This is a genomic window from Pseudomonas sp. LTJR-52 (genome assembly GCF_003691465.1).
GTDB lineage: Bacteria > Pseudomonadota > Gammaproteobacteria > Pseudomonadales > Pseudomonadaceae > Chryseomonas > Chryseomonas luteola.
In genome coordinates this window covers 3,857,122-3,883,180 of the sequence record NZ_CP033105.1, presented here as the reverse complement: position 1 = coordinate 3,883,180, position 26,059 = coordinate 3,857,122, and the positions used below count along the sequence as shown (strand labels likewise).

At 54.5% G+C, this 26,059-nt stretch carries 23 protein-coding genes and 1 riboswitch; of the genes, 16 read left to right on the top strand and 7 right to left on the bottom strand.

The window, feature by feature from the left end; genetic code table 11:
- The 6 genes from EAW52_RS18120 (at window position 1) to EAW52_RS18095 (ending at window position 7,030) form a co-directional block, all read left to right on the top strand.
- Window positions 1-1,758, top strand: a complete 1,758-nt coding sequence (locus EAW52_RS18120; protein WP_122044858.1) for a carbamoyltransferase — start codon at window positions 1-3, stop codon at window positions 1,756-1,758.
- A complete protein-coding gene (locus tag EAW52_RS18115; protein WP_122043451.1) occupies window positions 1,742-2,875 on the top strand; it encodes a glycosyltransferase in 1,134 nt (377 codons plus the stop codon). The genes EAW52_RS18120 and EAW52_RS18115 overlap by 17 nt, the downstream gene beginning before the upstream one ends.
- 18 nt (window positions 2,876-2,893) lie before the next feature.
- Entirely contained in the window at window positions 2,894-4,147 is a 1,254-nt protein-coding gene (locus EAW52_RS18110; RefSeq protein WP_122043450.1) for a capsule biosynthesis protein, read from the top strand.
- 194 nt (window positions 4,148-4,341) lie between these two features.
- On the top strand, window positions 4,342-5,460 hold the full coding sequence (locus EAW52_RS18105; protein WP_162997658.1) for an O-antigen ligase: 1,119 nt from the start codon (window positions 4,342-4,344) through the stop codon (window positions 5,458-5,460).
- Complete coding sequence (locus EAW52_RS18100; protein ID WP_162997657.1) at window positions 5,457-6,284, top strand: 6-hydroxymethylpterin diphosphokinase MptE-like protein; 828 nt, start codon at window positions 5,457-5,459, stop codon at window positions 6,282-6,284. Before EAW52_RS18105 ends, EAW52_RS18100 begins: the two co-directional genes overlap by 4 nt.
- 17 nt (window positions 6,285-6,301) lie before the next feature.
- Complete coding sequence (locus EAW52_RS18095; protein WP_122043447.1) at window positions 6,302-7,030, top strand: glycosyltransferase family 32 protein; 729 nt, start codon at window positions 6,302-6,304, stop codon at window positions 7,028-7,030.
- A gap of 11 nt (window positions 7,031-7,041) precedes the next feature.
- Here EAW52_RS18095 and EAW52_RS18090 read toward each other — a convergent pair whose 3' ends face one another.
- Window positions 7,042-7,683, bottom strand: coding sequence for a toluene tolerance protein (locus EAW52_RS18090; RefSeq protein WP_256680638.1), 642 nt, complete (start codon window positions 7,681-7,683; stop codon window positions 7,042-7,044).
- On the opposite strand from EAW52_RS18090, the gene msbA reads away from it, so the two are divergent.
- The 4 genes from msbA to hldE are packed head-to-tail and all read left to right on the top strand — an operon-like array spanning window position 7,684 to window position 13,297.
- A complete protein-coding gene (gene msbA / locus EAW52_RS18085) occupies window positions 7,684-9,477 on the top strand; it encodes a lipid A export permease/ATP-binding protein MsbA (protein ID WP_122043446.1) in 1,794 nt (597 codons plus the stop codon).
- Window positions 9,474-10,373 (top strand): GNAT family N-acetyltransferase, encoded by a 900-nt coding sequence (locus tag EAW52_RS18080; RefSeq protein ID WP_122043445.1) that lies wholly within the window; start codon window positions 9,474-9,476, stop codon window positions 10,371-10,373. Before msbA ends, EAW52_RS18080 begins: the two co-directional genes overlap by 4 nt.
- Window positions 10,373-11,821, top strand: a complete 1,449-nt coding sequence (locus EAW52_RS18075; RefSeq protein ID WP_122043444.1) for a PIG-L deacetylase family protein — start codon at window positions 10,373-10,375, stop codon at window positions 11,819-11,821. Before EAW52_RS18080 ends, EAW52_RS18075 begins: the two co-directional genes overlap by 1 nt.
- Window positions 11,822-11,869: 48 nt before the next feature.
- On the top strand, window positions 11,870-13,297 hold the full coding sequence (gene hldE, locus EAW52_RS18070) for a bifunctional D-glycero-beta-D-manno-heptose-7-phosphate kinase/D-glycero-beta-D-manno-heptose 1-phosphate adenylyltransferase HldE (protein ID WP_122043443.1): 1,428 nt from the start codon (window positions 11,870-11,872) through the stop codon (window positions 13,295-13,297).
- Window positions 13,298-13,312: 15 nt separating this feature from the next.
- Here the strand turns inward: hldE and EAW52_RS18065 are convergent, their stop codons facing one another.
- The 4 genes from EAW52_RS18065 to EAW52_RS18050 all read right to left on the bottom strand — a co-directional run bounded on the left by EAW52_RS18065 (window position 13,313) and on the right by EAW52_RS18050 (window position 16,628).
- A complete protein-coding gene (locus EAW52_RS18065) occupies window positions 13,313-14,206 on the bottom strand; it encodes a metal ABC transporter ATPase (RefSeq protein ID WP_122043442.1) in 894 nt (297 codons plus the stop codon).
- A 41-nt stretch (window positions 14,207-14,247) separates the two neighbouring features.
- Entirely contained in the window at window positions 14,248-15,057 is an 810-nt protein-coding gene (locus EAW52_RS18060; protein WP_122043441.1) for an aldo/keto reductase, read from the bottom strand.
- On the bottom strand, window positions 15,054-16,229 hold the full coding sequence (locus EAW52_RS18055) for an FAD-binding oxidoreductase (RefSeq protein ID WP_122043440.1): 1,176 nt from the start codon (window positions 16,227-16,229) through the stop codon (window positions 15,054-15,056). The genes EAW52_RS18060 and EAW52_RS18055 overlap by 4 nt, the downstream gene beginning before the upstream one ends.
- Before the next feature lie 66 nt (window positions 16,230-16,295).
- Window positions 16,296-16,628 (bottom strand): multidrug efflux SMR transporter, encoded by a 333-nt coding sequence (locus EAW52_RS18050; RefSeq protein ID WP_010797073.1) that lies wholly within the window; start codon window positions 16,626-16,628, stop codon window positions 16,296-16,298.
- Between the two features lie 83 nt (window positions 16,629-16,711).
- On the opposite strand from EAW52_RS18050, the gene EAW52_RS18045 reads away from it, so the two are divergent.
- Window positions 16,712-17,596, top strand: coding sequence for a LysR family transcriptional regulator (locus EAW52_RS18045; RefSeq protein ID WP_010797074.1), 885 nt, complete (start codon window positions 16,712-16,714; stop codon window positions 17,594-17,596).
- 69 nt (window positions 17,597-17,665) lie between these two features.
- Entirely contained in the window at window positions 17,666-18,943 is a 1,278-nt protein-coding gene (waaA, locus tag EAW52_RS18040; RefSeq protein WP_122044856.1) for a lipid IV(A) 3-deoxy-D-manno-octulosonic acid transferase, read from the top strand.
- On the opposite strand, the gene EAW52_RS18035 is transcribed toward waaA, so the two are convergent.
- Window positions 18,932-20,392: a TolC family outer membrane protein gene (locus tag EAW52_RS18035; protein WP_122043439.1), complete on the bottom strand. Its 1,461-nt coding sequence runs from the start codon at window positions 20,390-20,392 to the stop codon at window positions 18,932-18,934. The two genes, waaA and EAW52_RS18035, sit on opposite strands and share 12 nt — an antisense overlap.
- 116 nt (window positions 20,393-20,508) lie before the next feature.
- Window positions 20,509-20,636: riboswitch (TPP riboswitch) on the top strand.
- Between the two features lie 82 nt (window positions 20,637-20,718).
- Between EAW52_RS18035 and thiC the strand changes: the two genes are divergently transcribed.
- Together thiC and cytX are read left to right on the top strand one after the other, a co-directional pair.
- Window positions 20,719-22,596: a phosphomethylpyrimidine synthase ThiC gene (thiC, locus tag EAW52_RS18030; RefSeq protein WP_122043438.1), complete on the top strand. Its 1,878-nt coding sequence runs from the start codon at window positions 20,719-20,721 to the stop codon at window positions 22,594-22,596.
- A gap of 110 nt (window positions 22,597-22,706) precedes the next feature.
- Complete coding sequence (cytX, locus tag EAW52_RS18025) at window positions 22,707-23,981, top strand: putative hydroxymethylpyrimidine transporter CytX (RefSeq protein WP_122043437.1); 1,275 nt, start codon at window positions 22,707-22,709, stop codon at window positions 23,979-23,981.
- A 41-nt stretch (window positions 23,982-24,022) separates the two neighbouring features.
- Here cytX and EAW52_RS18020 read toward each other — a convergent pair whose 3' ends face one another.
- Window positions 24,023-24,772 carry an RsiV family protein gene (locus EAW52_RS18020; protein WP_122043436.1) on the bottom strand — a complete coding sequence of 250 codons (750 nt, stop codon included), beginning with the start codon at window positions 24,770-24,772 and terminating at the stop codon, window positions 24,023-24,025.
- A 195-nt stretch (window positions 24,773-24,967) separates the two neighbouring features.
- Between EAW52_RS18020 and EAW52_RS18015 the strand changes: the two genes are divergently transcribed.
- Window positions 24,968-25,588 (top strand): NUDIX domain-containing protein, encoded by a 621-nt coding sequence (locus EAW52_RS18015; protein ID WP_010797080.1) that lies wholly within the window; start codon window positions 24,968-24,970, stop codon window positions 25,586-25,588.
- A complete protein-coding gene (locus EAW52_RS18010; RefSeq protein ID WP_010797081.1) occupies window positions 25,579-26,034 on the top strand; it encodes a DUF1249 domain-containing protein in 456 nt (151 codons plus the stop codon). Before EAW52_RS18015 ends, EAW52_RS18010 begins: the two co-directional genes overlap by 10 nt.
- The last annotated feature ends 25 nt before the right edge of the window (window positions 26,035-26,059 follow it).

Sequence of the window (26,059 nt, the reverse complement as noted above, 5' to 3'; positions counted from 1 at the left end):
GTGGCATTGACGATTCTGGGCCTGTCCGGCGCCCTGAGCCATGATCCTTCCGCTGCACTTTATATCGACGGCAAGTTGATCGCGGCGGCTGAAGAAGAGCGCTTCGTGCGTGACAAGCATGCCAAGAACCGCATGCCCTATGAGTCGGCCAAATTCTGCCTGGAGCAGGCCGGTATCAAGCCAAAGGATGTAGATGTCGTAGCTATTCCATTTGCGCCGATCAGCCTGTTTGGCGAGGCTCGCTGGCATTATGCCAAGCGCTATGCCTATGCCCCTGACCGCGCGCTGGATGCCATTTTCTTTGGTAATCGCCGCTATAAGCGCTACCACAAGCGTATCCAGTGGTGCCTGCAGCAGTTGGGCTTTGATCTTAAGAATATCAAGATCGAGCCTGTCGAGCATCACCTGGCCCATGCCTCCAGTGCCTACCATTGCTCCGGTTTTACTGAAAAGACCGCCATTCTAGGTATTGACGGCAAGGGTGAGTACGCGACTACCTTTTTTGGCTATGGCGAGAACGGCAGGATCCACAAAATCAAGGAGTTCTATGATCCGGACTCCCTGGGTGGGCTCTACGGTGCGATTACCGAATTCCTCGGCTTTGAAATGCTTGATGGCGAATTCAAGGTCATGGGGATGGCACCCTACGGCGACGCAAGCAAGTATGATTTCTCTAGGCTGGCGAAATTCGAAAACGGCGAGCTGATCATCAATACCGATTACGCTAACGTCATCGGCTTCCGTCGCTATAAGGAAAAGGGCAAGGGCTACTACTTCTCGCCCAAGCTGATCGAGTGGCTTGGCCCGAAGCGGGAAGGGGATATCGCCGATGATCCCTATATTCATTATGCAGCCAGCATGCAAGCACTCTTCGAAAAGCTGGCGCTGGAGATGATGGATTACTACCTGGGCGATATCATCAAGGAAACCGGCAAAATTGCCTTTGCTGGCGGCTGCGCCTTGAACGTCAAGCTCAACCAGAAGATTATTGCGCGTCCAGAGGTCAAGGAGCTGTTCGTTCAGCCGGCGTCTGGTGATGCAGGAACGGCAGTCGGTGCGGCAGCCTACGTATCGCACCAGCGCGGTGTGCCGGTCGAGAAGATGGAACACGTCTACCTCGGACCGTCCTATAGTAACGAGGACGTAATTGCCGCCTGTGCCCGTCACCCTAATGCACCCAAGTGGCGCAAGCTCGACGACGTCCCCCAGCGTATCGCTAAAATCATGGTGGACGGCAATCCCGTGGCCTGGTTCCAGGGCCGCATGGAGTTCGGCCCGCGTGCGCTGGGCGGCCGTTCCATCATTGGCTGCCCGAGCGTTCCGGGTGTGGCCGACCGTATCAATGAGCAGATTAAGTTTCGCGAACGGTGGAGGCCTTTCTGCCCTTCGATGCTCGACACCGTGGCACATGAGATGCTCAAAGTTGACCATCCTTCACCCTTCATGACGTTTACCTTTGAGGTCAATGAAGAGTGGAAAAACCGTGTAGGCGAGGTTGTCCATGAGGACGGTACTTCCCGCGCCCAGGTGCTGGAACGTCGACACAATCCACGCTGGTATGACCTGATGAAGGAGCTGGAAAGCCTGACTGGCAACGGCGTTTCGTTGAACACCTCATTGAATCGTCGTGGTGAGCCGATGATCTGCTCACCGACTGATGCACTCAATATGTTCTACGGATCGGATTTGCAATACCTGATCATGGAAGACATCCTCGTAGTCAAAGACGGTGCGGATGCCTATGACTCGATCAGCTGAACCAAGGGTTTTACAATTTTGCCATGGCTATGATGGACCTTTCCTGGACTGTGCCCGGCAATACGCAAGCCTGTTCAAAGGAACAGGCTATCGGGTCACGACAGTTTTTCTGACCGGCACTGCCGATGCCGAGGTTGCCACCCAGTGCGCCTCGGATGAAGTGCTGTTCATGGAGTACAGCTCCAAAGATATTCGTGGATTGAAGTTTGGTGCTATCCGTGCACTGCGAGAGATTGTTCGCTCCAGAGGCATACGGTTCATCATTGCCCATCGCTTCAAGCCTACCTGGATCGCCTGTTTGGCTACGAAAATCCCGGTTATCGGGGTGAGTCATGCCTATGGTGACTATCAACGCTTTAGTCGGCGTGTGTTTGCTAAAGCGTTCCGCAGGCGGCTGACGCTTCTGGCCGTCTCTAATGCAGTACGCGATGAACTACGTGCCAAGCTGCCTGACTGGCCGCATGAGTGTATTGAAACGCTGTACAACCGGGTCGATGTAGAAGCACTTCGTTCTCAGCAGTTGACTCGTTATGCTGCTCGTGAGCAGTTGCGTCTTCCGCAAGAGGCCTGGATTTTAGGTAACGTTGGTCGTTTACATCCAGATAAAGACCAGTCTACTTTGCTAAAGGGTTTTGCTAAAGCACTCCCGCATTTCACTCAAGATGCATTACTCGTCATCATAGGCAGCGGTCGTCTAGAGGGCGAGCTCAAGGAGGAAGCGCGTGAGTTAGGAATAGCTCATCAGGTTCTTTTTATTGGTCAAATACCCAATGCACGTCTGTATTTTCAAGCTTTCGATGCTTTTGCGTTGAGTTCGGATCACGAGCCGTTCGGCATGGTGCTTTTAGAAGCCATGGTTGCCGAAGTACCTTTAATTGCTACTGGTTGTGGCGGTGCGCGGGAAATTGTCGAAGGCGTAGGCGTGCTGTTTCCATTAGGGGATGGCCAAGCGCTTGCTGAAGGTCTTGTTAGCTTAGCTCAGTTGGATAAGCGGCAACGGCATGCCTGCAGTGCAGCTATGGCAGAGCGCTTAGAGACATTGTTCTCAGATGAGGCCGCTTGCAAGCGGTTCTGGAGCTTGCCACAGGTCATTCGGCTTAAGCAAAGTGCTGCCTGAAACTTTAGGAAGTGTTATATGGCTAACATATCGGCACGCGCTTGGAAAGATAAGGCTCAAGCGCTAGACCATTACCGCTGGGCCCTTCTGCGGGAGCAATATAGCTATTTAGGAGCGTTGATCCGATATGCTCGAGATTACCTAAGGGACTGTATTTTTGGTTTTCGAGCACGTGGTCGTCTAGCGAAAGCGATCAACGTGATAGAGCAGGATTTCGTGTTGCTGCAGTCAGCCCCTAAAGTTATCGGTTTTCAAAGAAAAAAAGCTTTTCTAGAAAAACTGTCTGCATGTGGTGGGCATTTTATAGAAACGGCACTCGAAGAAGTCAATACTATTCTAACCAAAAGACTTCTTATAGATCCGCCACAGGCTGTTCCTCTTCGTTACTATGGTTATGCGGCCCATGCTGAATGGTTAGTCGCTGTGTTCAATCCAAAGATTCTTCTAAACGACAGGAATGGAAGCCTGTTTTCTCCCTTTTTACGGTTATCGCTAAACCGTAGGAATTCTCTTCTTGTGCATTTAGCTCATGCGACGACTGTAGAAAGCTCCAAGCGGTTGAGTATGAACGACTACGACTATTACTTTCTGTTTGGAAAGAGTTCATTAGAAGCACTACGGCGTCGCAAGCTAATGTTTGGCACATCCTGCGCAGTGCTTTCAGGCTCTCATATGGTGGATATGTCATACGATATACCGGCTGCCGATCCGACATTGAGAACAATCCTGTTATTAGGAGTGGGACCTGACAAGGAAAAGGAGCCGGGCTATCAGAAGAGCTACGAGCTTGTACGGCAGTGGGCCGCGCGGCATCCTGAATATACTGTGCTGATTAAGCTCCACCCGCGAAGTAAGGGAACGTTCTGGCAGGAAAGTATTGGGGATAACATGCGAGTGCTGCCGCATACAGAATCCCTCGCAGATGCACTACGGATTAGCTCTCTTGTTATCAGTATTATTTCTAATGCTGTCATAGAAGCTGCTCTGGCGGGGCGGCCTGTCATTCACGTTAACCTTAGTCGGGACCGGGATATTTTTGAGCAGGCCCATTTTTTCGGTGGCTGTGCTAATACAATCGAGCTGCTCAATGAACGGATCGCCGATATCGAGAGCGAATACGCAAGCCATGTATGCGAATCGCGGATGTTTGCCGATTACCATCTGAGTCAAGGTGTCGACGGGCTGAATCGGACCTTGGGAATGTTGCTAGCCTTGCAGAAAGGAGAAGTCTTAGAAGGAGAAATGTTAGAGGAGCGAGGCTTTTTTAGATGATTTCCTTTTGTTGCTATAAGTGAGCTGAATCTATGCGCTCTCTTAGTATCCCTATCGGTAGGCTAAAACTCTTATGTAGGCGGCATGTCGCCCTACTTCAAGTGTTCTTCTTATTTAGCGCCTTATTGCCGCTCGCTGTTGTTCTATTGGGGGGCTATGGTTGGCCGGGTGGTAGTTCCTCATGGTCGGGTAGCGTGAGAGCAGCGCTCGGCCTGTTTTTGCTCATGGCGTTACTGTATGGCAAATGGCGTGGTATTCATTTAAATCGATCTGTTTTGTTTCTGACCAGCTTATTATTCGCTTGGGTGGCGCTGAGTAGTTTAGCGATTGCAGAAAACCCGGATAGTTTGCGGCGAGTTATTGTATTAGTTGTGTTCATTCTATCCGTGTCGCTTGCTAGCCAGCAGGGGGAGCGATATTTGTGCCTAATTCTTAAGTGCTCTGTGCTACTAGCGGTAGTGGCTGCATTACTAAGTCTCTTTAATTTCTACGCAATTTGCGGGCTTGACATCCGCTATAGAGCGTCACCGCTAACAAAATCCGGTCTGGCAGGTTTTGCTGACTTTGGTAATTCAATCATTTCTGGGATGCATTTTGCGTTCTCTGCCGTCGTGGCGTTCTGGATCAGCTTGAATGCTTCTCGTAAGAGAGAAGTATCATTTTGGCTGCTGTGTTTTTCAGTTATCTCAGCCTATGTTGTTCTGACCTATTCGCGCAGCGCATGGCTGGCATTAGGGATCAGCTGCCTAGTATTAGTGCTATGTTCGAAGCGCCGTTTCTTTCTGTTTTCATTGGGGATATTGAGCGCCGTGGTTGGTATGGTTTTCTTAGCGCTATATCATCCCGACGTGTTTCTTATAGAACAGTCGCGCGGGATAACATATAGAGATGTAATCTGGCAAGGCGTCTTGAAGCAAATGCAAGGGTATTGGCTTGTTGGGCATGGTGCGGGTGAGAGTATCCTACCGATTGCGATTCCTAGCGGACAAGTTGTTTCGAATACTCATGGTCTGCATCTGGAGGTCCTGTTCCAGTATGGCTTGATCGGATTAGTGTTGTGGATTCTGTTGACTTTTTGTTCGATCGGACTGCTGAGCCAGAATATCCATAGGAGCCCACTAGCCGCTTTAGGCTTATGTCTGCTTATCAGTAGTACGGGAGTAATGTTCTTCGAGTTGCACGGTTTTATTCATACTCCAAATTTGGTATGGCAATGGGTTTGGTTTCCTTTGGCTTTAGCTAGTAGCAGGTCGATATGCAGGAAGGGATTACCTGGATTAAGGGGGATACCGGGAAGGAGCAATTGCTCTTGAACGATACAGCACTTCCTTTAGAAAGCTTTGAAAACTGCCACCGAAAATATAGTGGTCCTGTATTTATCATTGCCTCTGGCCCTTCGGTCCTAGATTTTCCTATCGAAAAATATAGGAATTATCCGATGATCGCTATGAATGGGTCGATCTGCTGCTTGCAAGAAAACAATGTGCAGCCTTTGTTTTATCTGTGCGATGATATCGGTGTGGTTGCGGCGCACAAAGAAGCTTTCAGATTAGGTGTTGAAAACGCCAAATATTGCTGTCTGGGTGATAGGGTCATCTTTAACGCTCAACAGCAGATACCTGGAATTTTTGATGGTCGTAAGATCTACATGATGCAGCGTGTGAATCGCTTTCTGGGGGGAAAGGCTGTATCCGACCGCCGCTTTGCCTGGTGCGCTCGCAGCAATCCCGATTTCGAAGTGGAGTGGTCGTTATTTAACCAAAAGAAAAACAGAATTGGATTTAGTCGTAATTTATGCAAAGGCTATTTTAACGGGCGAACTATTGCCTATAGTGCCGTTCAGTTGGCCTATCATCTAGGCTTCGATAAAATCTTTCTGGTCGGCGTCGATATGGGCGGGAAAGCCGAGCAGTTCTATTTTTGCGAGGCGGCGGGCTCCATGGGGCGGAGCCGGATCCTTGAAGATTTTCCTAAGTATATACTTCCAAGCTTTGATTTAATGTCCCGCAAAGTTATTAATAAATCATTTAGTGTCTTCAATCTATCGGCGTCTAGCCGAATTCCTGGCACGATTGTGCCCAAGATTAATATCGCAAGCTTGGATAAAATGTTGTCCTACTCTAATAAGACCAATTAACTCGGTTAAGCGTGTTCATGATTCCTAAAAAGCTTCATTATTGCTGGTTCGGACGTGGCAAGCACTCTTTAGAAATAAAGCGCTGCTTGGCTTCATGGCGTTACCATATGCCGGATTACGAACAGGTTTGTTGGAGCGAAGAAAATTTTGATGTGACGCAACATCCTTTCACGGCTGCCGCCTATGCGTCCGGGCGTTATGCGTTTGTGTCCGATTACGTGCGTATGCATGTATTGAAGGAGCATGGTGGAATTTATTTAGATATAGACGTGGAGGTAAAGGCGCGCTTCGATAGCTGTTTATCTTATAGCCTATTTATCGGTTTGGAAGATTATAGGCGATTCGCAACTTCGGTTATTGGTGCTTGTACTGGTCATTGGCTGCCTCAGGCTATGCTTCACTATTACAATCTTCATTCATTTGATCTAAATAACCTTCCTGCATTGGTTAATGTCAATGAGGTCAGTCGGCTACTGCTTGAAAAAGGATTTTCAGGAGAGGGTGGGAGCGAGCAGATTGGTAACGAGCGGGTCTTTGAAATCGGTGTTTTCGCTAGCTCGAGAAATCAAGCTCCTAAGGTCAGGCCCATCGCACGCCATCTTTATGCTGGTAGCTGGCGAGCACCTAAAAACAAAAAGAGTTTGGCGAGCAAGGTTTATAGGAAACTTCGAAAATTGCCGAACCAGTTGGAGGCTTTTGTCTTTCTTAATATCTACAAGATAAAAATTATTATGCAAAAAAAATAATAACTGAAGAATTATTCTGTTTTTTTCAAGTCCTTATAGGCTTGGAGCAATATTTCTGTAGGAAATGAATTTAAATTTCTTCTTTCAAGATAATTCATTAGATGGTTGAAGTTTCTTCTGATATGTCTAGGTTTCAACGGGCCACTCTTAAATTTGAGATCCAATACGTCAATGAGGCCGAAGCATTTCTCATTAGTCTGAATTATATTGCCTAGGTGAAGAGATCTAAAATAAATTCCTTTTTGATGAAGCTCTAAAATAAAGGCAGCAATATTATATAAGTTTCTATTTATTTCCTCGGGGCATCGCTTAAAAATGGTTTCTAGCGACTCGCCTGATAACGGTTCATAAAGACATGCGCTAGTGCCTGTGGTCCGATCAGTCCAAAAAACATCTGTAACATTTGGCGTAGCTAGTCCAAGCGCAGTTAATCTTTGGGTGTTCTGAAAAAAGCTGATCGCCGGAGGGTAGAGGTTTGTTAAGATGGTTTTTTTTCTGACATGAAACACCTTCAAAAACAAACCGCTAGACAGTGCTATAACTTTTGGGCCTCGAGTATCCCGCTCCAATATTTTGCCATTTTTGACCCAGACCTCTAAGTCTTGCGCTGATATACTTCGCATTTCTTTCTTGCCAATGTGTGAGTTTGTCATATGGCTGCTAGTGACCAATCAAGTCTGAAAATTTATCTCAGGCTTCTAAAATACGTTTTGCCTTATTGGACCGCTTTTGCTATCAGCATCATAGGCTTTCTGCTCTTCGCATCTAGCCAACCTATGCTTGCTGACATTCTGAAGTATTTTTTGGACGGCCTGCAAAGGCCCGATGAAACAGAGTTTTTTGGTGTTCCGCTGGTACTAGGCGTTCCGCTTATGATTGTGTTCATCGCACTGTACCAAGGTATAGGTTCATACTTGGGTAATTACTTCTTGGCCAAGGTAGCCCGAGGGGTAGTGCATGACCTACGTTGTGCGCTGTTTGATAACTTGCTGACATTGCCTAATCGCTACTTTGATAATCACAACAGTGGGCATCTGATCTCACGCATCACTTATAACGTGACGATGGTAACCGGAGCTGCCACGGATGCAATTAAAGTGGTAATCCGTGAGGGCTTTACCGTGGTCTTCCTATTCGGTTATTTGCTTTTTACCAACTGGCAATTAACGATGGTTTTGGTTGCCATTTTACCAGTCATAGCGATTATGGTGACCGCTGCGAGCAAAAAATTCCGCAAGCAGAGCAAGAAAATTCAGGTAGCCATGGGCGATGTAACTCATGTGGCCTCTGAAACCATTCAGGGTTTCCGAGTTGTACGCAGTTTTAATGGAGAGGCTTACGAGCGCCATCGTTTCCACAAAGCCAGCGCTGACAACATGAACCGCAGCCTGAATATGACGCGTACTCAGTCAGTTTATACACCTCTTCTGCAGCTGGTAATATACATTGGGATGGCGCTACTGATGTATATGGTTCTTTACTTACGCGGCGACTCTACGCCCGGGGAGCTAATCGCCTATATTACCGCCGCTGGTTTGCTGCCTAAGCCTATTCGCCAGCTCTCCGAAGTCAGCGCCACTATCCAAAAAGGTCTGGCAGGTGCTGAAAGCATTTTCGAGCAGTTGGATGAAGCCCCGGAAGTGGACGAAGGGACTGAAGAGCGGGCTCGAGCGCAAGGGCGTTTAGAGGTTCGGAATCTGAACTTCACCTATCCCGGTACCGAAAGGCCGGTTTTGGACAATATCTCGTTTGTAGCGGAACCTGGACAAATGGTGGCGTTGGTAGGGCGTTCGGGCAGCGGAAAGTCGACACTGGCCAACCTGATTCCCCGTTTCTATCAGCACACGCAGGGCCAGATTTTGCTGGATGATCTGGATATCCAGCGTTATCGGTTGCCCAATTTGCGTCGGCACATTGCTTTAGTGACACAGCAGGTCACGCTGTTCAACGACACGGTCACCAATAATATCGCTTATGGTGATCTGGCTGGTGCGCCATTCGAGCAGGTGCTCGAAGCTGCCAAGGCTGCCTATGCCGACGAATTCATCCAGCGTTTGCCTGAAGGCTACGAAACATTGGTCGGTGAGAACGGTGTACTGCTTTCGGGTGGGCAGCGTCAGCGTCTGGCCATAGCACGGGCGCTTTTGAAGAATGCACCGCTGCTGATCCTAGATGAAGCCACCTCCGCATTGGATACCGAATCCGAGCGGCACATCCAGGCGGCGCTGGACAGGGTTATGACTGGCCGAACCACATTGGTGATTGCGCACCGGCTTAGCACCATTGAAAAGGCCGATCTGATTCTGGTGATGGATCAGGGGCGTATCGTCGAGCGCGGTACGCATGCCGAGCTGTTGGCACAAAATGGCTATTACGCCCGCCTGCATAATAGTCAGGTCGAAAAAGGCGCAACGACACTCGATGAAGAAGGCACACACGTTTCATGATGGGGTTGTTTAGGGCGTGGCGTGAGCGGGGCTGGGTTGAGATTGATGCGCCAGCCTATGCCCGGGCGTGGCAAACATGGGGAGGCAGTGTTGCCACCCATCCAGAAATCGTTGCACGCCTGTCTGATCTGGTTGGGCTTCCGGTTCGCTATCTGGGATGGCCAGCCAGCGGTGGGCTGCAGATGGCGGTAGCATGTTGGGATGGGCACGTTGCATTGTCTCGCGATGTGCTCAAGCGCAAGGGTAAACGTGACTACTTCGACCTGGGGAATGCAGAAATCATTCTGCCAGCTCAGGAGAATGCTCAGGCTCCGCTGCGCCAGAAGGCTCGGTATTTATCTTCGCTAAGTGCCGCGCATGTCTCGACTGCACGTCAGCAAAAAGAATGTCTGGCAATTGCACGTGCGCCGGAGGCGCTTTCAAGGAAGTTTCGTTACAACCAGCGCCGTGAATTGCGTCTGCTGGAAGAGGCGGGTGGGCAGGTTCGGCCTGTCAGTGACTTTACACCAGCAGAACTGGCAGCGTTCTATGCCGATCTGTTCGAGCGCCGCTGGGCCTTCGAGGTACCTGCCAAAGCTCATCTGGCTGACGTTTTTTCGCTGTTACGCGAATTCATGATGGGGTCCGTCATCTTTCTGGACGATGCTCCAGCTGCCATTCAGGTGCTTTACCGTGTCGAATCCCCTCGGTGGATCAGTGTTGAATACGTCAATGGTGGTGTGGCGCCGGAGAGCCGGGATTTCAGTCCGGGCAGTGTACTGAGCTTTCTCAATACCCAGGCGGCTTGGGAGGAGGCGCGTGCACTAGGTAAGGACCTGCGCTTTTCATTTGGCCGTGCGGATCGTGAGTACAAGGATCGCTGGTGCAACCGAGTGCCGGTCCATGAGGTGAAGTGATGAGTGCGCGTAAACAGAGGTTACTCAAGCGACACCGGCGCCATAAGCGGGTCGCACTAGGTATCATTGCCTTGTTTCTGCTTGCTTTGCTCGGTGCTGCGTTTGTGCATGTGCTGCCTTGGTGGCTGGTACCCCTTGCGATAGTGGCTGTCTGGATTGTTCATGAGGCCTGGTTCGCGGATCATCTGTTCTATGCGCCACATGATGATTACCGGTATGACTTTCCTGAGAGCAGTGTACGTCTGCCGATCGAGATCACAGGCAGCGTATTGACCCTGAAGGGACATGAGCTTTCAGGTGGGTTGCAATCCCTGGTACTGGAATGCGAGATCAAGGCAGGCTTTTTAGGCCGCTTGTTCGACCCTTATGTTGTGATTTGCGCTGGTAGCCAGGAGGATCGTCAGGATTTCGAGCGGGGCGTACAAGGTCGCCGCTACCTTAATCTGTCAGGCTTTTCCGAGGCCTTGCGTGAAGGGCGAGTATCTGTCCGGGGCCGTTTTTGCCGGGTCGTTGGTTCTGTGACACTGCATGGGTTTTCCAATCCAGATTATGCCTCCAAACGTGTAATGGTAATTGCGCCCCATGCGGACGATGCGGAGTTGGCCGCGTTCGGCCTCTACAGTCGTTGCGCCGAGGCTTCGATTGTTACCTTGACGCAAGGAGAGATTGAGGCCGAGTACTATGAGCGACTTGGCCTCAGTACTGCTGAAGCAGCCAGGCTTAAAGGACGCTTGCGGACATGGGACAGCCTGGCTGTACCGCTATGGGGCGGTGTACCCATGACGCGCTGCGTTCAGCTGGGCTATTTTTGCCTTCAGCTACCGGCCATGCATGCTGCGCCAGAACAGGCGTTTGGCTCACGCGATTCCGGTGATGTAGATATTCGTCCGGTACGGCGCTTTAATCCGTTGCGTCTTCCGGGTGACACGGACGGACAACCTTCCTGGAATAATCTGGTTGCCGACCTGGTTGCGCTCATCGAACATTTTCAGCCGGAAGTGATGGTGTTTCCCCATCCCCAGCTGGACCCTCATGCGGACCATGTTCAGGCAGCCCAGGCGGTAGAGGAAGCCATCCAGAAAAGTAACTGGAAGCCAGATACGGCGTTGCTTTATGCGAACCATCTGCACGACAACGACCGTTGGCCGATGGGGCCGTCAGGTAACGGTATCGCCTTGCCGCCGGCTATCGAGCCTTTGCCGGCGCTACCTGTATGGAGTCCGCTGTTGAGTGCGCAGACTCAGCTCGATAAGGCCATGGCGCTGGGCATGCAGCATGATCTGCTTGTTCCGCCACCGCTCAAGAAACGTTTGCGCCGACTGCTTCAGTTTGTTTTGACAGGGCGTCGATGGCCAGTGACGGGAGAGGACGAATTCTTTCGTAAAGCCGTTCGCCGGCATGAGCTATTTTTCGTAAAAGATCTGAGGCATGGGCCGCTCGGGGACTGATTTAACCCTGTGGTATCATCGCCGCCGTTTTGACGTTTGGAGTTTTCCATGAAGCTGACCATGCCCCGTTTTGATCAAGCCCCCGTGCTCGTGGTCGGCGATGTCATGCTCGATCGTTATTGGCATGGTGCAACGTCGCGAATTTCGCCCGAGGCGCCTGTGCCTGTCGTACGGGTTGATCAGAATGAAGATCGCCCCGGTGGTGCTGCCAACGTGGCGCTCAATATTGCTGCCTTGGGGGCACCGGCTTATCTGGTCGGTGTAACAGGCCAGGACGAGGCCGCCGACGCCTTGGCTGACAGCCTGAAGGCCGCCAAGGTCGAGGCACGTTTTCAGCGTATCGCCGGACAGCCGACCATCGTCAAGCTGCGGATCATGAGCCGTCACCAGCAACTACTGCGTGTCGATTTTGAAGAATCATTCAAGACCGATACCCAGGCGTTGGCAGCAGATACACGCTCTATGCTGGCAGGTGTAAAGGTGCTGGTTCTTTCCGACTACGGTAAAGGCGCGCTCAGAAACCATCAGGACCTGATCCAGTTGGCCCGTGCTCGTAACATTCCGGTACTGGCAGATCCCAAGGGCAAGGATTTTTCGATTTACCGGGGCGCCAGCCTGATTACGCCCAATTTGAGCGAGTTCGAGGCGATTGTAGGACCTTGCACCGACGAAGCTGATCTGGTCGCCAAAGGCTGCAAACTGATCGCTGACCTGGAGCTGGGTGCACTGCTGGTAACCCGTGGCGAAAACGGGATGACGCTGCTGCGGCCTGACCAGCAGCCGTTCCATCTGCCCGCTCGTGCACGGGAGGTCTTCGATGTAACCGGCGCGGGCGATACCGTTATTTCGACTCTGGCGGCCGCGCTGGCTGCGGGCGAGGAGCTGCACAATGCGGTCGCTCTGGCGAACCTTGCTGCAGGTATTGTAGTGGGCAAGCTGGGCACTGCTGCAATCAGCGCTCCGGAGCTTCGCCGTGCTGTGCAACGAGAGGAAGGCTCGGAGCGAGGGGTATTGGCTCTGGAGCAGTTGCAGGTTGCTATTGAGGATGCACGTGCCCATGGCGAGAAAATCGTTTTCACCAATGGCTGCTTCGATATCCTCCATGCTGGTCATGTAGCTTATCTTGAGCAGGCACGTGCATTGGGTGATCGTCTGATTGTAGCGGTGAACGATGATACATCCGTCACCCGCCTGAAGGGGCCGGGCCGCCCTATCAATACCGTCGATCGTCGAATGGCGGTGTTGGCTGGCCTGGGCGCAGTGGATTGGGTCATTCCTTTCAGCGAAAGCACACCCGAGGAGCTGCTCAAGCAGGTAAAGCCCGATGTACTGGTAAAGGGCGGAGATTACAAGAGCGTCGATGAGGTAGTAGGAGCACCCCTGGTTCAAGCCTATGGTGGTGAAGTAAAGGTACTGGGCGTCGTCGAAAACAGTTCAACCACCGCAATTGTCGAGCGAATTCGCGGAAGCTCCTGATAGAAACGGCGTCCGTCAGGACGCCTTCTCCTTGACTGTGCCCAGGCGGCTCAGCCAATCCTGCCAGCGTACCCGTTCTTCATGCACGAGCCAGCCGCGCTGTTCGGCAAAGCTTTCCGAGAGCCATAGGCCTCGGGTGCTTACAGGCTGGCGTTGCCCCTCATGCAAGGTAAACAGCTCGCCGGTAGGGCGACCCTGATCCACTGCCAGCAGATAAATATCCGGGCGGCGCCTGTCCAGGCGTGCGATGAGCTGTCCATCCTCCACCTTGTCATCCACATGGAAAAGACTGGGCGTGCGGATATCCTTGGGTAGCTCCATCTGCATGTCATAGACCAGCTGCAGCGATGCGGTAGGCGTATGCACGTAAGCGCGTGGTCGCTCGATCAGCGCCAGACTGCCGCACTGGACAGGACGTGCGGCCCCGGTACGAGGGGTGAGGGTGAAATGGCCGTTTTCCCGGTACTTCAGTGCTCCCTCGTAAGGCGTAGGCAACCAAGTTTCGGTAAAACGGCCCTGTAGCCAGCCGTCGGGGGTTTCAAATAGGCATTCTTCAGCCACTTCTTGAACGGCCGTAAGCAGTGGAAGGTTAAGCTCATGGGCAGGTACGTAACCAGATATCAGTTTCAGTACGGTATCGCCACGATCGACCCGTTTCTGACGGACCAGCAGCCAATGATCATGCCCTTGCCAGTTCAGCGTGATTCTGACCGAAACGCCCAAGTTTGCCAGCTCAAGTGAAAAGCGTTGTTCATCTTCGACGGCAATCGGACGGCGGCGCTCCAGCACCTCGTTGAAACTCAAGGGTTGGCCCAAGGCCTGGTAAACCAGCTTTTCCGGGCTGCCTTCAACCAGCAGCGGCAGGGTCTTGAATGCCTTGGGATTCTGACGCGCAATGAGTTGAGGCATGGCAGACTCCTGAAATTGTTATCATGGATACCCCGTGCGCGTTAACGTCTGGACTCGATCACGCTAGCAGCGACACGGACATTATGCGACAGGTGCAACGGATTGATGGTTCCGATGATAGCGCTGGCCACTCCTGGATGACCAAGTACCAGTTCAAAACTGGCCTGGACGGGATCCACGCCACTCTCAAGACAGACATGTCCGCTGGCCAGCGCCTTTTTGATGAGAATCGCCTTGCCAATAGCGGTCGCATGGTCGATGACCGGCCGCTCGCTCTGCTCGTTGAGGTTGTACGTCACCATGGCGCAATCGCCTTTGTCGAGCGCCAGCAGGCCACCCTCTACTGTCTTGCCGGAAAGGCCGAAAGCGCGAATGGAGCCCTCGCGCTTGAGCGTCTCCAGGGTCGCGTAGACATCTGAGTGTTCCAGAATATCGAGGTCGTGTCCGTTGGAGTGTACGAGTACCAAGTCAATGCAGTCGGTCCCCAATCGCCTCAGGCTGCGCTCGACGGAAAACCGAGTGTGCTGAGCACTAAAGTCGTGTCGTGATTGGCCGGACTCGAACTCTTCTCCCACTTTGCTGACGATAACCCAATTGTCGCGCTGCCCCTTGAGCAGCTTGCCCAGGCGTTCTTCGCTATGACCATAGGCGGGAGCAGTATCGATGAGGTTGATACCCAGCTCATGGGCAAGGGTCAGTAGGTCAGCAGCTTCACGGTCATCAGGAATCGTAAAGCCATTGGGATATTTCACACCCTGATCACGGCCCAGCTTCACGGTACCAAGCCCCAGTGGTGAAACTATGAGTCCGGTCGCGCCCAGGGGGCGGTAGTAATCGTGCAAGGTTTTCATGGCAACAGCGTCTCCCAAACTGGGATACCCATCGGTGGTATAGGGTGCGGAGGAAGGGCGGGGTGCGTACCGGGGCGAATACCTTCTCGCTCAAGGACCGCAAAGACTCGATCAGAAAAATCGGGCGCCAGGGCCAATTTGGTTGGCCAGCCGACCAGTAAATTGCCGTGTTCCGCCACAAAGGCATTATCTGGACGGACCATGCTGGATTGCGCCGGCTCTGCACGGTCTACCCGCAAGGTGGCCCAACGCGCCTGGGAGAGGTCTATCCAGGGCAGCAGCTTTTCCAGCTCATGACGAGCCACTGCAATCTGCTCGTCTTCTGAACGTGCTACACCTTCGGCTTCAGCCAGCTCACCTCCCAAGTACCAGACCCATTGCCCGTCAGCTGAGGGGTGTGTGGTCACTGTAATACGGGGCTTCGAACCGCCGCCCAGGCAGTGGGCATAGAGTGGTTTGAGTGTAGGCGCCTTGACCAGCACCATATGCAATGGGCGGCGCTGCATGGCCGGTTGCTCAAGGCCCAGGTCACGTAGCAGGGCTTCGGTGCCTCCGCCTGAGCTCAGTACTACTCGCTGAGCGCGGATAGGCTGGCCGTCCACGATCAGCCCCACCAGTTGCCCATCCTCAAGGATGGGGTCAAGGCGTTGTCCTTTCATCACGCTGTCACCTGCCAGCTCTGCCAGACGCGCAATGAGGCTCGGCACATCCAATACCAGCTCTGCCAAGCGATAGGCCTTGCCCTTGAAGGCACGATCCTGCAGGGCAGGAGGCAGGTCCGATCCCTTGACGGGCTCGACTCGACCGCGAACGGCCTTGCTTGCAAAAAAGCTGGTGAGGTTGCCGGCGAGCGTGCCGGGAGACCAGAGATAATGTGCTTCCGAAAGGATGCGGACACCCTGCAGATCCAGTTCGCCCGTCCCGGCCAGGCTGTCGCGCCAGCGGAGAGGCATTTCGGCAATGGCCTCCGAGGCACCTGTCAGCGCGCCGTGCAAGGCATATTTGGCACCGCCATGGATAATGCCCTGGGACTTCATGCTTTGCCCGCCCCCCAGGGTGCCCGACTCGATCAGGATTGTGGCAAAACCCGCTCGGCGTAGACGGGCGTTCAGCCACAGGCCGGCAATGCCTCCGCCGACGATCAGAATATCGGTGCTCAGTGCTGGGCTCATGTGCAGGACTCTTTCAAAAACAGGCGTGCAGTATAACGTGAGGCGATTGCAGACGTAGGTCTCAGGTCAATGTCCTGTACTCTTTGAAAACAATTGAATGACGATAACGCCCAGGATGATAAGGCTCATGCCCAGTATGGCGGCCAGATCAAGTGTCTGCTTGTAGATGACGGCAGCCGCTATGCTGACCAACACGATTCCCATGCCTGACCAGATGGCATAGGCAATACCGACCGGAATAATCTTGACTACCTGAGAAAGAAGCCCAATGGCAACGGCGTAGCCAACGATAACCAGCACCAGCGGGAGCGGTTTGTTGAAGCCATCCAAAGCCTTCATTGCGGTTGTCGCAACGATTTCAGCCGCGATGGCAATAGCCAGATAAATGTAGCCGATCATAAGAAGCATCCTGATTGAAAACGCCAGTCTAGTTTTTCTTGTGATGGGATAAAGTGATTACCTATCTGTAATGGAGATAGGTTATGCAGTGGAGCCTTGATCAGGTTCGTCTGTTTGTGAGTGTGGCCGAGACGTGTTCGTTCTCTGCAGCGGCTCGTCGGTTGGGGCGCGCCCAGTCAGCTATCAGTAGCTCAATTGCCTTGCTGGAAGCAGACCTTGGCGTCCTGCTGTTCGAGCGCAGTAGCGGACGACAGCCTCGCCTGACCGAGTCGGGACGGGCGCTGCTTGATGAGGCGCGGGAAATTCTGAGGCATTGTGAGCGCCTCGAAAGTCGGGCGCTGGGGCTGACCCAAGGCGAGGAAACTCGCTTGCGCTTGGCCCATGACGAAGCGATGCCGTATCAGCCTATTGTCAACAGCCTTGAGACCTTGGCAGCGGCCTATCCTTTTCTGGATGTGCAGCTTGCCAGTGGCGCCCAAGGAGAGGTTGCGCGAAAGCTGCTTGATCGCCGAGCTGACCTTGGGCTCATGTTTCATCATGAGCACATGCCTGATGCCTTGGAGCGCAGGCGGCTTAGTCTGGTGGAGATGGTCACGGTATGTGGGGCAGGTCATCCTTTGGCTCGCCATGCTCGCATCACGCGTCAGCAGCTGGCTCAGCACCGACAGATTCTCATTGCGCCTTATCAGAGCGGTTACCCGGGCGGGGAGCCGATCAGTCCGCATGTCTGGCGAGCCGACAGTTTCTATGTGACAGCAGAGTTGGTCATGCGTGACATCGGTTGGGCCTGGCTGCCTCGTCATGTGGCCCGCTACCCTACTTATCTTAATCATCTGGTGGAGTTGGCCAGCGACTGGACGCCGCCCCCGCTGGTGGTTGAGCTGGTCTGGCGGCGTGACGAGCCCCAGGGGCCAGCAGCGCGCTGGCTGGGTGAGCACTTTGCCGAGCAGCTGCAAGCCATTGGTTAAGGCCGTCCTAGGATCAACAGAGGGCTTTGCCATCGCCTTTCCATGCAAAGCGGGCTAAGCTCCGCCGCCATGAACAGAATTCTCTATAGCCTGCTTTTCTATATTGCCCTTCCTTTCATTGCCGTGCGCTTAGTGCTCCGCTCGCGCAAGGCGCCGCTCTATCGTCAGCGCATGGGGGAGCGGTTTTCCCTTGGCCTTCCACCCATGCGTCCTGGTGGTCTTTGGGTACATGCGGTTTCAGTGGGAGAAAGTATTGCTGCTGCGCCAATGGTACGGGCTCTGATCGAACGGCACCCCGATTTGCCCGTCACGGTAACTTGTATGACGCCTACCGGCTCAGAGCGAATTCGGGCGCTGTTTGGTGACCAGGTCCAGCATTGTTATCTACCTTATGATGTGCCCTGTGCAGTCGCACGATTTCTGGATCATGTACGACCGACGCTAGCTGTCATTATGGAGACCGAGCTCTGGCCCAACTATATCCATCAGTGCTCCCGTCGAGGGATTCCGGTAGCACTGGCCAATGCCCGCCTGTCTGCACGATCGGCAAAAGGATATGGGCGTCTGGAGGGTGTCACGCGCCCCATGCTGTCATCCATGGACTGGATCGCGGTCCAGACACCGGCAGAGGCCGAGCGTTTTACCTCGCTTGGGGCCCGGCCTGAGTGTGTCACTGTGACAGGATCCATCAAATTCGACCTGAGTATCGATTCGGCGCTGATTAGTCATGCAGAGGTGTTGCGAGAAGCCTGGGGACATCGCCCTGTCTGGATTGCAGCCAGTACCCATGCCGGCGAGGACGAGATTCTTCTGGCGGCCCATACGCGGTTACGCCAGCATTTGCCTGACGCGCTGATGATACTGGTGCCGCGTCATCCTGAGCGTTTCGATGATGTTTACAAGCATTGTCAGCAAAGCCAGTTGAGCACTGCGCGCCGCTCGAAGGACGAGCCGGTTGCTCACGACACGGCCGTTTACCTAGGCGATACGATGGGCGATTTGCTCTTCTTATATGCCGCAGCGGATGTCGCTTTTGTAGGAGGTAGCCTGATCGAGCGGGGCGGGCATAATCTTCTGGAGCCGGCAGCCCTGGGTAAGCCGGTTCTTTCCGGACCGCATGTATTTAACTTTCTGGACATCGCGGCGCAACTGCGCGATGCGCAGGCCTTGCGTGATGTAAGGAGCGCCGAGGATATTGCTGAGGCGCTCCAGCTGCTGCTGACGGATGAGCATGCAGCCGACCAGATGCGGCAGGGCGGACTGGCTGTACTCAAAGCCAACCAGGGCGCCTTGCAGCGCCTGCTGGATGGGCTGGATCGGTTGATCAGGCATTCGTCAGGGTCTTAACGAGGGCCGCTGCGTCATACTGATGGGTTTGGCCAGATCCGGAGGCAGGAAGTCACGGTCCGGATCGTAGTCAGGTTTCAAATAGCGCGACAGCGCAAGCAGGTCGTTCGGGCTCAGAATGCCGGCTGACTGCTTTAGCCGCAGATTGTCCAGAACATAGTCATAGCGGGCATTATTGTATTCACGAACAGCGTTATAGAGCTGGCGCTGTATGTCGAGTACATCAACGATACTGCGTGTGCCTACTTGATAAGCGATCTGGGTCGCTTCGAGGGCGCGCTGGCTGGACGCAATGTTTTGCTTGCGTGCAGCAATCTGCTCAACATCGGTGTTAATGGCGCGATGGTAGTTGCGTGTATTTTGTACCACCTCACGGCGCATGCTCTCGCGCTGCTGCTCGCTCTGGTCCAGTCGCTGATAGGCTTCGCGTACCTGGGAGCTGGTCAGCCCGCCGGTATAAAGGGGAACATTGATCTGCACGCCCACGCTGCGCTGGCTGACAGGGCTGTCGAAAATATCGACACCCGGATTGGGCAGGTTGAAAGCGTCATTGTCGCCGCGCTGGTAGCGTGCCACCGCATCCACGGTGGGTAGGTGTCCGGCCTTGCGCTGGCGCAAGGTTTCCTGCGCCGTGTCTACGGCTGAGTTGGAGGCCAGCAGCTGGAGGTTCTGCGCCACGGCGCGATCGACCCAGGCCTTGGCATCGTTGGGCATGGGTGGCAGGATCGGCAGATCGTGGCGAATACCTTCGAGCGCGTTGTACTCCCGGTTGGTCAGACGGACCAGCCCCTGAAAGGCATCCTGGACATTACGCGAAGCCAAAGAGCTGTTGGCCTTGGCTGTGTCATAACTGGCCTGGGCCTGGAGTACATCAGTTTCGTCCGTCAGCCCTACCTTGAACCGCTCCCGGGTCTGGTCGAGCTGGCGGAAGAGGGCTGCCTCCTCAGCCCTGGCAGTCGCCAGGGCATCCTGGGCACGCAAGGCGCTGAAGTAGCCCTCCGCCGTTTGCAGGATCAGGTTCTGCTGGGCGGCTGAAAACTGGTACTCGGCCTGTTCCGTACCGGCCTTGGCTGCCTGGAGTTGAAACCAGCGATCCGCCCGGAAGAGGGGCTGGCTAAGGTTGGCCTGGATCATCTGACTGCTGCGATCACTCTTATATCGCCCCTCCGCAATCCCTAAGGTGTCGTTCTGTTTCAGCCCCAGACTCATATGGGTGTCATTGACTTGAGCGCCCAAGATGAGCTGCGGCAGCAGGCCTGCGCGGGCTTGCGGAATGGCCTCGCGCTGCGCGGCAAGGCCGGCACGCTCGGCTGCCAGATCGGAGTTGTTGCTGAGGGCTTCCTGGTAAACCGCGACCAGTCCGTTCTGTGTAGTAGCCGACTCTGCTGATTGAGCCATGACCAGACTGCAGGCAAAGCTCAGGGTTGAAAAGAGAACGATACGCAGCATGTGAGGTCCTGGCATAGCTTTCCATGTTGTAGGCGAGTGTAGCCGTATCGGCCATACGAGAGAAAATATGCTGTGAAGTTTCCTGGCGGGTAACGCATTCTGTGTTTACACTGCAGACGTTCTTGTCGGGGTGCGTCATACGAAGCGCTGAGATCGGGTAGTCCCGGATCCCGTTGAACCTGATCGGGCTAGACTCGTCGCGTGCGACGTGCCAACCCGCGTAGGGAACAAGAGGTCTGTTCGCTCGAACAGACCACCTTGCAGGCATCCGCCTGTTCCTGTGTATCAGGTTCTTCCCCGGCACCGTGCCTACCAGGAGAGCCTCGATGAACAAGCAGAACAATGTCACCGATTTCACTCAGGTCGATCGCCAGTCCACCCAGCCGTTTCCCAATTCCCGAAAGATTTACCTGACCGGCTCTCGGCCGGATCTTCGAGTACCCGTTCGTGAGATCAGTCTGGCTGACACACCGACCGCCTTTGGCGGAGAGAAGAATGCGCCGGTGTTTGTCTACGATACCTCAGGCCCCTATACCGACCCTGATGTACGCATTGATCTGCGCAAGGGACTGCCGGATGTTCGCTCGCGCTGGATCGATGAGCGTGGTGATACCGAGATTCTACCGGGGCTTTCCTCCGAGTTCGGGCGTGCTCGCCTGGATGACCCTGCGCTTGACGCCCTGCGGTTCGCCCATGTCCGGACCCCGCGCCGGGCCAAGGCAGGGCACAACGTCAGTCAGATGCATTACGCCAGGAAAGGCATCATCACGCCGGAAATGGAATACATTGCCATTCGCGAGAACATGAAGCTTCAGGAGGCTCGGGAGGCGGGTCTTTTGACGCAGCAACATGGCGGGCAAAGCTTTGGTGCTGCCATCCCGAAAGAAATTACCGCAGAGTTCGTCCGGGACGAAGTGGCCCGTGGCCGCGCCATTATCCCTGCAAACATCAACCATATTGAGCTGGAGCCGATGATCATCGGCCGCAACTTCCTGGTGAAGATCAACGGCAATATCGGTAACAGTGCGCTGGGGTCCTCAATCGAGGAAGAGGTGGAAAAACTGACCTGGGGCATCCGCTGGGGCGCTGATACGGTGATGGACCTGTCTACCGGTAAGCATATTCACGAGACGCGTGAGTGGATCCTGCGTAACAGTCCGGTCCCGATCGGGACGGTTCCAATCTATCAAGCGCTGGAAAAGGTCGGTGGTGTAGCTGAGGACCTGACTTGGGAGATCTTCCGCGACACGCTTATCGAGCAGGCCGAGCAGGGCGTGGACTACTTCACCATTCACGCAGGGGTACTGTTGCGCTACGTGCCGCTGACGGCCAAGCGCGTGACCGGTATCGTTTCGCGCGGCGGTTCAATCATGGCCAAGTGGTGTCTGGCGCATCACCAGGAGAACTTCCTGTATACGCATTTCGAAGAAATCTGCGAAATCATGAAGGCCTATGACGTCAGCTTCTCCCTGGGGGATGGCCTGCGGCCTGGCTCTATTGCGGATGCCAATGATGCCGCCCAGTTTGGTGAACTGGAAACGTTGGGAGAGCTGACCAAGCTGGCCTGGAAGCATGATGTCCAGTGCATGATCGAAGGTCCGGGCCATGTGCCGATGCAGCTGATCAAGGAAAACATGGACAAGCAGCTCGAATGCTGCGACGAGGCGCCGTTCTACACGCTTGGCCCCCTGACCACGGACATCGCCCCCGGCTATGACCACATTACCTCTGGTATCGGCGCCGCCATGATCGGTTGGTTCGGCTGTGCCATGCTGTGCTATGTCACGCCCAAGGAACACCTGGGCTTGCCCAACAAAGACGACGTCAAAACCGGCATCATCACTTATAAGATCGCTGCCCACGCCGCTGACCTCGCCAAGGGTCATCCTGGCGCCCAGATCCGCGATAACGCACTAAGCAAGGCACGCTTCGAATTTCGCTGGGAAGACCAGTTCAACCTGGGCCTGGACCCGGACACAGCGCGTGCTTTCCACGACGAGACCCTGCCCAAGGACTCTGCCAAGGTGGCGCACTTCTGCTCGATGTGCGGGCCCAAGTTCTGCTCCATGAAGATCACTCAGGAAGTGCGTGATTACGCCAAGGAGAATGGATTGACCGATGAGCAAAGAGCCATCGAAGCCGGGTTTCAGGAGCAGGCAGCACGGTTCAAGGAAGAGGGCAGTGTGATTTACAAGCAGGTTTAACGCGCGGGTCGTTGTGTAGTGCCAAGCCGCGTCCCTGGGCGCGGCTTCTTGTTATGTTCCGGGCGACTCAAAAGCGCGCCTGTCCCCGTTGACTACCCGAGATATCGTTTATCGTGAGTACGACCAGCACCTATTCACCCGACATCGTAGTGCCTGACGCACGCCGTGTATTAGGCGGACGTGATTTCTTTTCCCTGTGGTTCTCGCTTAGTGTCGGACTCATGGTGGTTCAGACCGGGGCGCTTCTGGCTCCCGGACTTGGCCTTGCCCAGGGCTGGCTTACGATTCTATGTGGGTCGGTTGCCGGCTCACTGCTCCTGGCCGTTGTTGGGACCATCGGGAGCCGCACCGGCCTTTCAGCCATGTCGGCGCTCAAGCTGAACCTTGGGCGCTACGGTGCGGTAGTTCCTGCCGTACTGAACATCCTGCAGCTGGTAGGATGGGGCAGCTTCGAGCTGGTGGTTATGAGAGATGCAGCCCTTCTCCTAACGGACCGTTACCTGGGGGCGGGTGGCTGGCTGGCCAATCCGGTCTTCTGGACGCTGACATTCGGCGTACTGGTCACGATTCTGGCGGTCGCCGGTCCGCTTACCTTCGTTCGCCGCATTCTGCGTCGCTGGGGTATTTGGCTGCTCCTGGCCGCCTGCATTTGGCTGACCTGGAATTTCTTCTCCAAGGCAGATCTGGCTGCGCTGTGGGCGCGTCCTGGTGATGGATCACTGAATTTTGCAGCCGGATTCGATATTGCTATCGCCATGCCGCTGTCCTGGTTACCACTGATTGCCGACTATGCTCGGTTTGGGCGCGGGCAGGCTGGCGTGTTTGGCGGCACGGCCATTGGTTACTGCCTGGGCAACTTCTGGCTGATGGGACTGGGCGTGGCCTATACCCTGGCTTTCGCTGATGCAAGCCAGACCAATGCTCTGTTACTGGCCCTGGCGGGCGCAGGCGTAGGCATACCCCTGCTGCTGATCCTGCTGGATGAGTCGGAAAATACATTTGCGGCTATTCATTCAGCTGCCGTGTCTTCTGGCATTTTGGTTCGGCTCAAGGTCGAGCATCTGTCACTGGCTTTCGGCGTGCTGTGTACACTCATCGCGTGGCAGGTTGCCCTGGCTGAATACGAGCACTTTCTACTGCTCATCGGGTCGGTATTCGCTCCGCTCTTTGGCGTGGTACTGGTCGACCATTTTATCCTTCGTACCCAGCACGCCGATCATGTAGCCATGACGACGCTGCGCTGGGACACCCTCATCGCCTGGGGCTGCGGTGTAGCGATCTATCATCTGCTTGCTGCTTTCTGGCCCGTAATGGGGGCAACCCTGCCGGCGCTGATCCTGGCGGGTCTACTTCAGTTAGTGCTGGGGAGACTGATTGCACGGTAGGAGTCGGTAGTCTGGCGATTCGCATCGCCAGGCTAGCAGGCTTACAGCGCGCGGCGGCCTGGAAAGTATTCAGGGCGCACGATGCCGTTCAGCTTGGGATAGGGAATCTTGATAAGCGGATGGCCCATGGAGTAGGGCGCAATGCTGGTGACATCATACTTCAGCGTGACGGCACCGAAATCCAGTGCAATGTTGGATGTCTTGACGAAGGGCCATTCTTTCTCGAAGGCACCGTCGTCCTTGAGTCCGTTGGCTATCAGCCATGCCTGGTGGGCGGTTTTGGCTACATCCCAGAAAGCCTGTTCCTGTCCTGGCACCAGGATGTCCTGAAGCGTCAGGACTTTCTTTTGCTGACGATCATAATTGATGATGCTGCGGCCCGGCTGGCCGTGGGCACCGCCTGTGTCCAGATAGGATGACAGCTCGACAATCACCAGCCCGTCATGCTGCTCGCGTATGTTGGCCTGCAGGTAACTGCTCCAGCGCGGCTGCGCATTGCGCAGGAAGTCCTGCTCGTAAGCGTCCAGCGACTGTGCTACCGGGGCTCCCGGTTCCGGTCGGGTTTCCTCAAGCAAGGCTTGCTCGATGATCGCATTAAGGTGTTCATCGTCGAACTTCAGCGTATCGACATTGACGAAGGGGCAGTCAGCATTAGCGCAGCCCGCCGGACGGTGCTCCCACGCCACACGCTTAGGCTTGAGCGGTTCGTTCAGGTCAGGCTTGAAAAAGCTTTGGCAGGCACTCAATAAAACGGCCGTGCTGGCGATAACAAGTAGTTTGGACAGTCGCATGGGGCTCCTTGGTAGGTAGAGGGGCTGTGCTCAGGATGTGCTTCGAGTGCATCCGGTGCAATGAGTTCGGCATCAAACCGTTCAGTCATCCGCATATCTTCCTGTCTTCCGGGCGGTACTGCCAAGGGGCTGCATCCTTCAAGCGGTCACGCTAGGATGGCGCGATTGTCACGACTGAAGTCCGGAGAGGCTTAGATGAGCGAAAACGTAAAGTCAGCCCCAGGCGACTTCGAAATTGAGCGCCGCGAAGAGTGTTTCAAAGGGTTTTATCGCGTAGACCGTCTATATTTACGGCATCGGTTGTTTTCCGGCGAAATGGGTCGCCGGTTGGATCGGGAGCTTTTTGTTCGGCACGATGCGGTCTGCGTACTGCCCTACGATCCCAAGCGGGATAAGGTAGTGCTGGTAGAGCAGTTCAGGGTTGGGGCCATCGATAAAAGTGATAATCCGTGGCTGCTTGAGCCGATAGCCGGGCTGATCGACAAGAGCCATGAGGTGCCCGAAGAGGTCGCTCATCGCGAAGCGCAAGAAGAGGCTGGTCTGGCCTTGCAATCGCTATGGCCCATCTCCACTTACTTCCCCTCTCCAGGTGGCAGTGACGAGCTGGTGCATCTCTTCCTGGCCCGTGTGGACAGCGACGAGGCTGGCGGTGTGCACGGCTTGCCTGAAGAAGGGGAAGATATTCGTGTTCACGTCATGCCTTTCGAGGATGCGCTGGACGCCGTCAAGAATGGAAAAATCAATAACGCAGCGGCAATGATTGCCTTGCAATGGCTGGCGCTCAATCGCGCCGAGGTACGTGGTTTATGGGTTTGAAAGGGCGGGATCGCTACCGAGTTGACTTGCCGGGGCTGCAGGCCACGTGCGAGTCCAACTATCTGCGACTGATGCAGCTTCTTCCCAAGATGCGCGAGGCACTGATTTCCCGTCGTGTGGCGCTTTCGCAGGGAGAAAAGCTGTTGGGCATACTGGCCTTGGAAGTGACCGAGGCGTGTCCATATACAACAACACTGCAGGTCAGCCAGGAGCTTGGGCTTCCCTGGTTGCCTGTGCCCAGGCTTGAAGTGCGTGTTTACCATGATGCACGCATGGCAGAGGTCATCAGCGCGGGGCCGACCCGCCGGCTACAAGCAATCTATCCGTATCCGAACGAGCTGATGAACCATCCTGACGAAAAGACGCAGCTGAACCTGTTTCTAGGCGAATGGTTGAGCCACTGCATGGCATGCGGACACGAGTCTGAACCTGTCCTGCAGCGCTGATTACCGCTTTGTCCTCCGGCGCGCG

Excerpts from the sequence above, each read along its gene's own strand:
- EAW52_RS18115 (WP_122043451.1), top strand. The coding sequence starts at position 1,742 with ATGACTCGATCAGCTGAACCAAGGGTTTTACAATTTTGCCATGGCTAT.
- EAW52_RS18110 (WP_122043450.1), top strand. The coding sequence starts at position 2,894 with ATGGCTAACATATCGGCACGCGCTTGGAAAGATAAGGCTCAAGCGCTA.
- EAW52_RS18095 (WP_122043447.1), top strand. The coding sequence starts at position 6,302 with ATGATTCCTAAAAAGCTTCATTATTGCTGGTTCGGACGTGGCAAGCAC.
- EAW52_RS18090 (WP_256680638.1), bottom strand. The coding sequence starts at position 7,683 with ATGACAAACTCACACATTGGCAAGAAAGAAATGCGAAGTATATCAGCG.
- msbA (WP_122043446.1), top strand. The coding sequence starts at position 7,684 with ATGGCTGCTAGTGACCAATCAAGTCTGAAAATTTATCTCAGGCTTCTA.
- EAW52_RS18080 (WP_122043445.1), top strand. The coding sequence starts at position 9,474 with ATGATGGGGTTGTTTAGGGCGTGGCGTGAGCGGGGCTGGGTTGAGATT.
- EAW52_RS18075 (WP_122043444.1), top strand. The coding sequence starts at position 10,373 with ATGAGTGCGCGTAAACAGAGGTTACTCAAGCGACACCGGCGCCATAAG.
- hldE (WP_122043443.1), top strand. The coding sequence starts at position 11,870 with ATGAAGCTGACCATGCCCCGTTTTGATCAAGCCCCCGTGCTCGTGGTC.
- EAW52_RS18065 (WP_122043442.1), bottom strand. The coding sequence starts at position 14,206 with ATGCCTCAACTCATTGCGCGTCAGAATCCCAAGGCATTCAAGACCCTG.
- EAW52_RS18060 (WP_122043441.1), bottom strand. The coding sequence starts at position 15,057 with ATGAAAACCTTGCACGATTACTACCGCCCCCTGGGCGCGACCGGACTC.
- EAW52_RS18055 (WP_122043440.1), bottom strand. The coding sequence starts at position 16,229 with ATGAGCCCAGCACTGAGCACCGATATTCTGATCGTCGGCGGAGGCATT.
- EAW52_RS18050 (WP_010797073.1), bottom strand. The coding sequence starts at position 16,628 with ATGATCGGCTACATTTATCTGGCTATTGCCATCGCGGCTGAAATCGTT.
- EAW52_RS18045 (WP_010797074.1), top strand. The coding sequence starts at position 16,712 with ATGCAGTGGAGCCTTGATCAGGTTCGTCTGTTTGTGAGTGTGGCCGAG.
- waaA (WP_122044856.1), top strand. The coding sequence starts at position 17,666 with ATGAACAGAATTCTCTATAGCCTGCTTTTCTATATTGCCCTTCCTTTC.
- EAW52_RS18035 (WP_122043439.1), bottom strand. The coding sequence starts at position 20,392 with ATGCTGCGTATCGTTCTCTTTTCAACCCTGAGCTTTGCCTGCAGTCTG.
- thiC (WP_122043438.1), top strand. The coding sequence starts at position 20,719 with ATGAACAAGCAGAACAATGTCACCGATTTCACTCAGGTCGATCGCCAG.
- EAW52_RS18020 (WP_122043436.1), bottom strand. The coding sequence starts at position 24,772 with ATGCGACTGTCCAAACTACTTGTTATCGCCAGCACGGCCGTTTTATTG.
- EAW52_RS18015 (WP_010797080.1), top strand. The coding sequence starts at position 24,968 with ATGAGCGAAAACGTAAAGTCAGCCCCAGGCGACTTCGAAATTGAGCGC.
- EAW52_RS18010 (WP_010797081.1), top strand. The coding sequence starts at position 25,579 with ATGGGTTTGAAAGGGCGGGATCGCTACCGAGTTGACTTGCCGGGGCTG.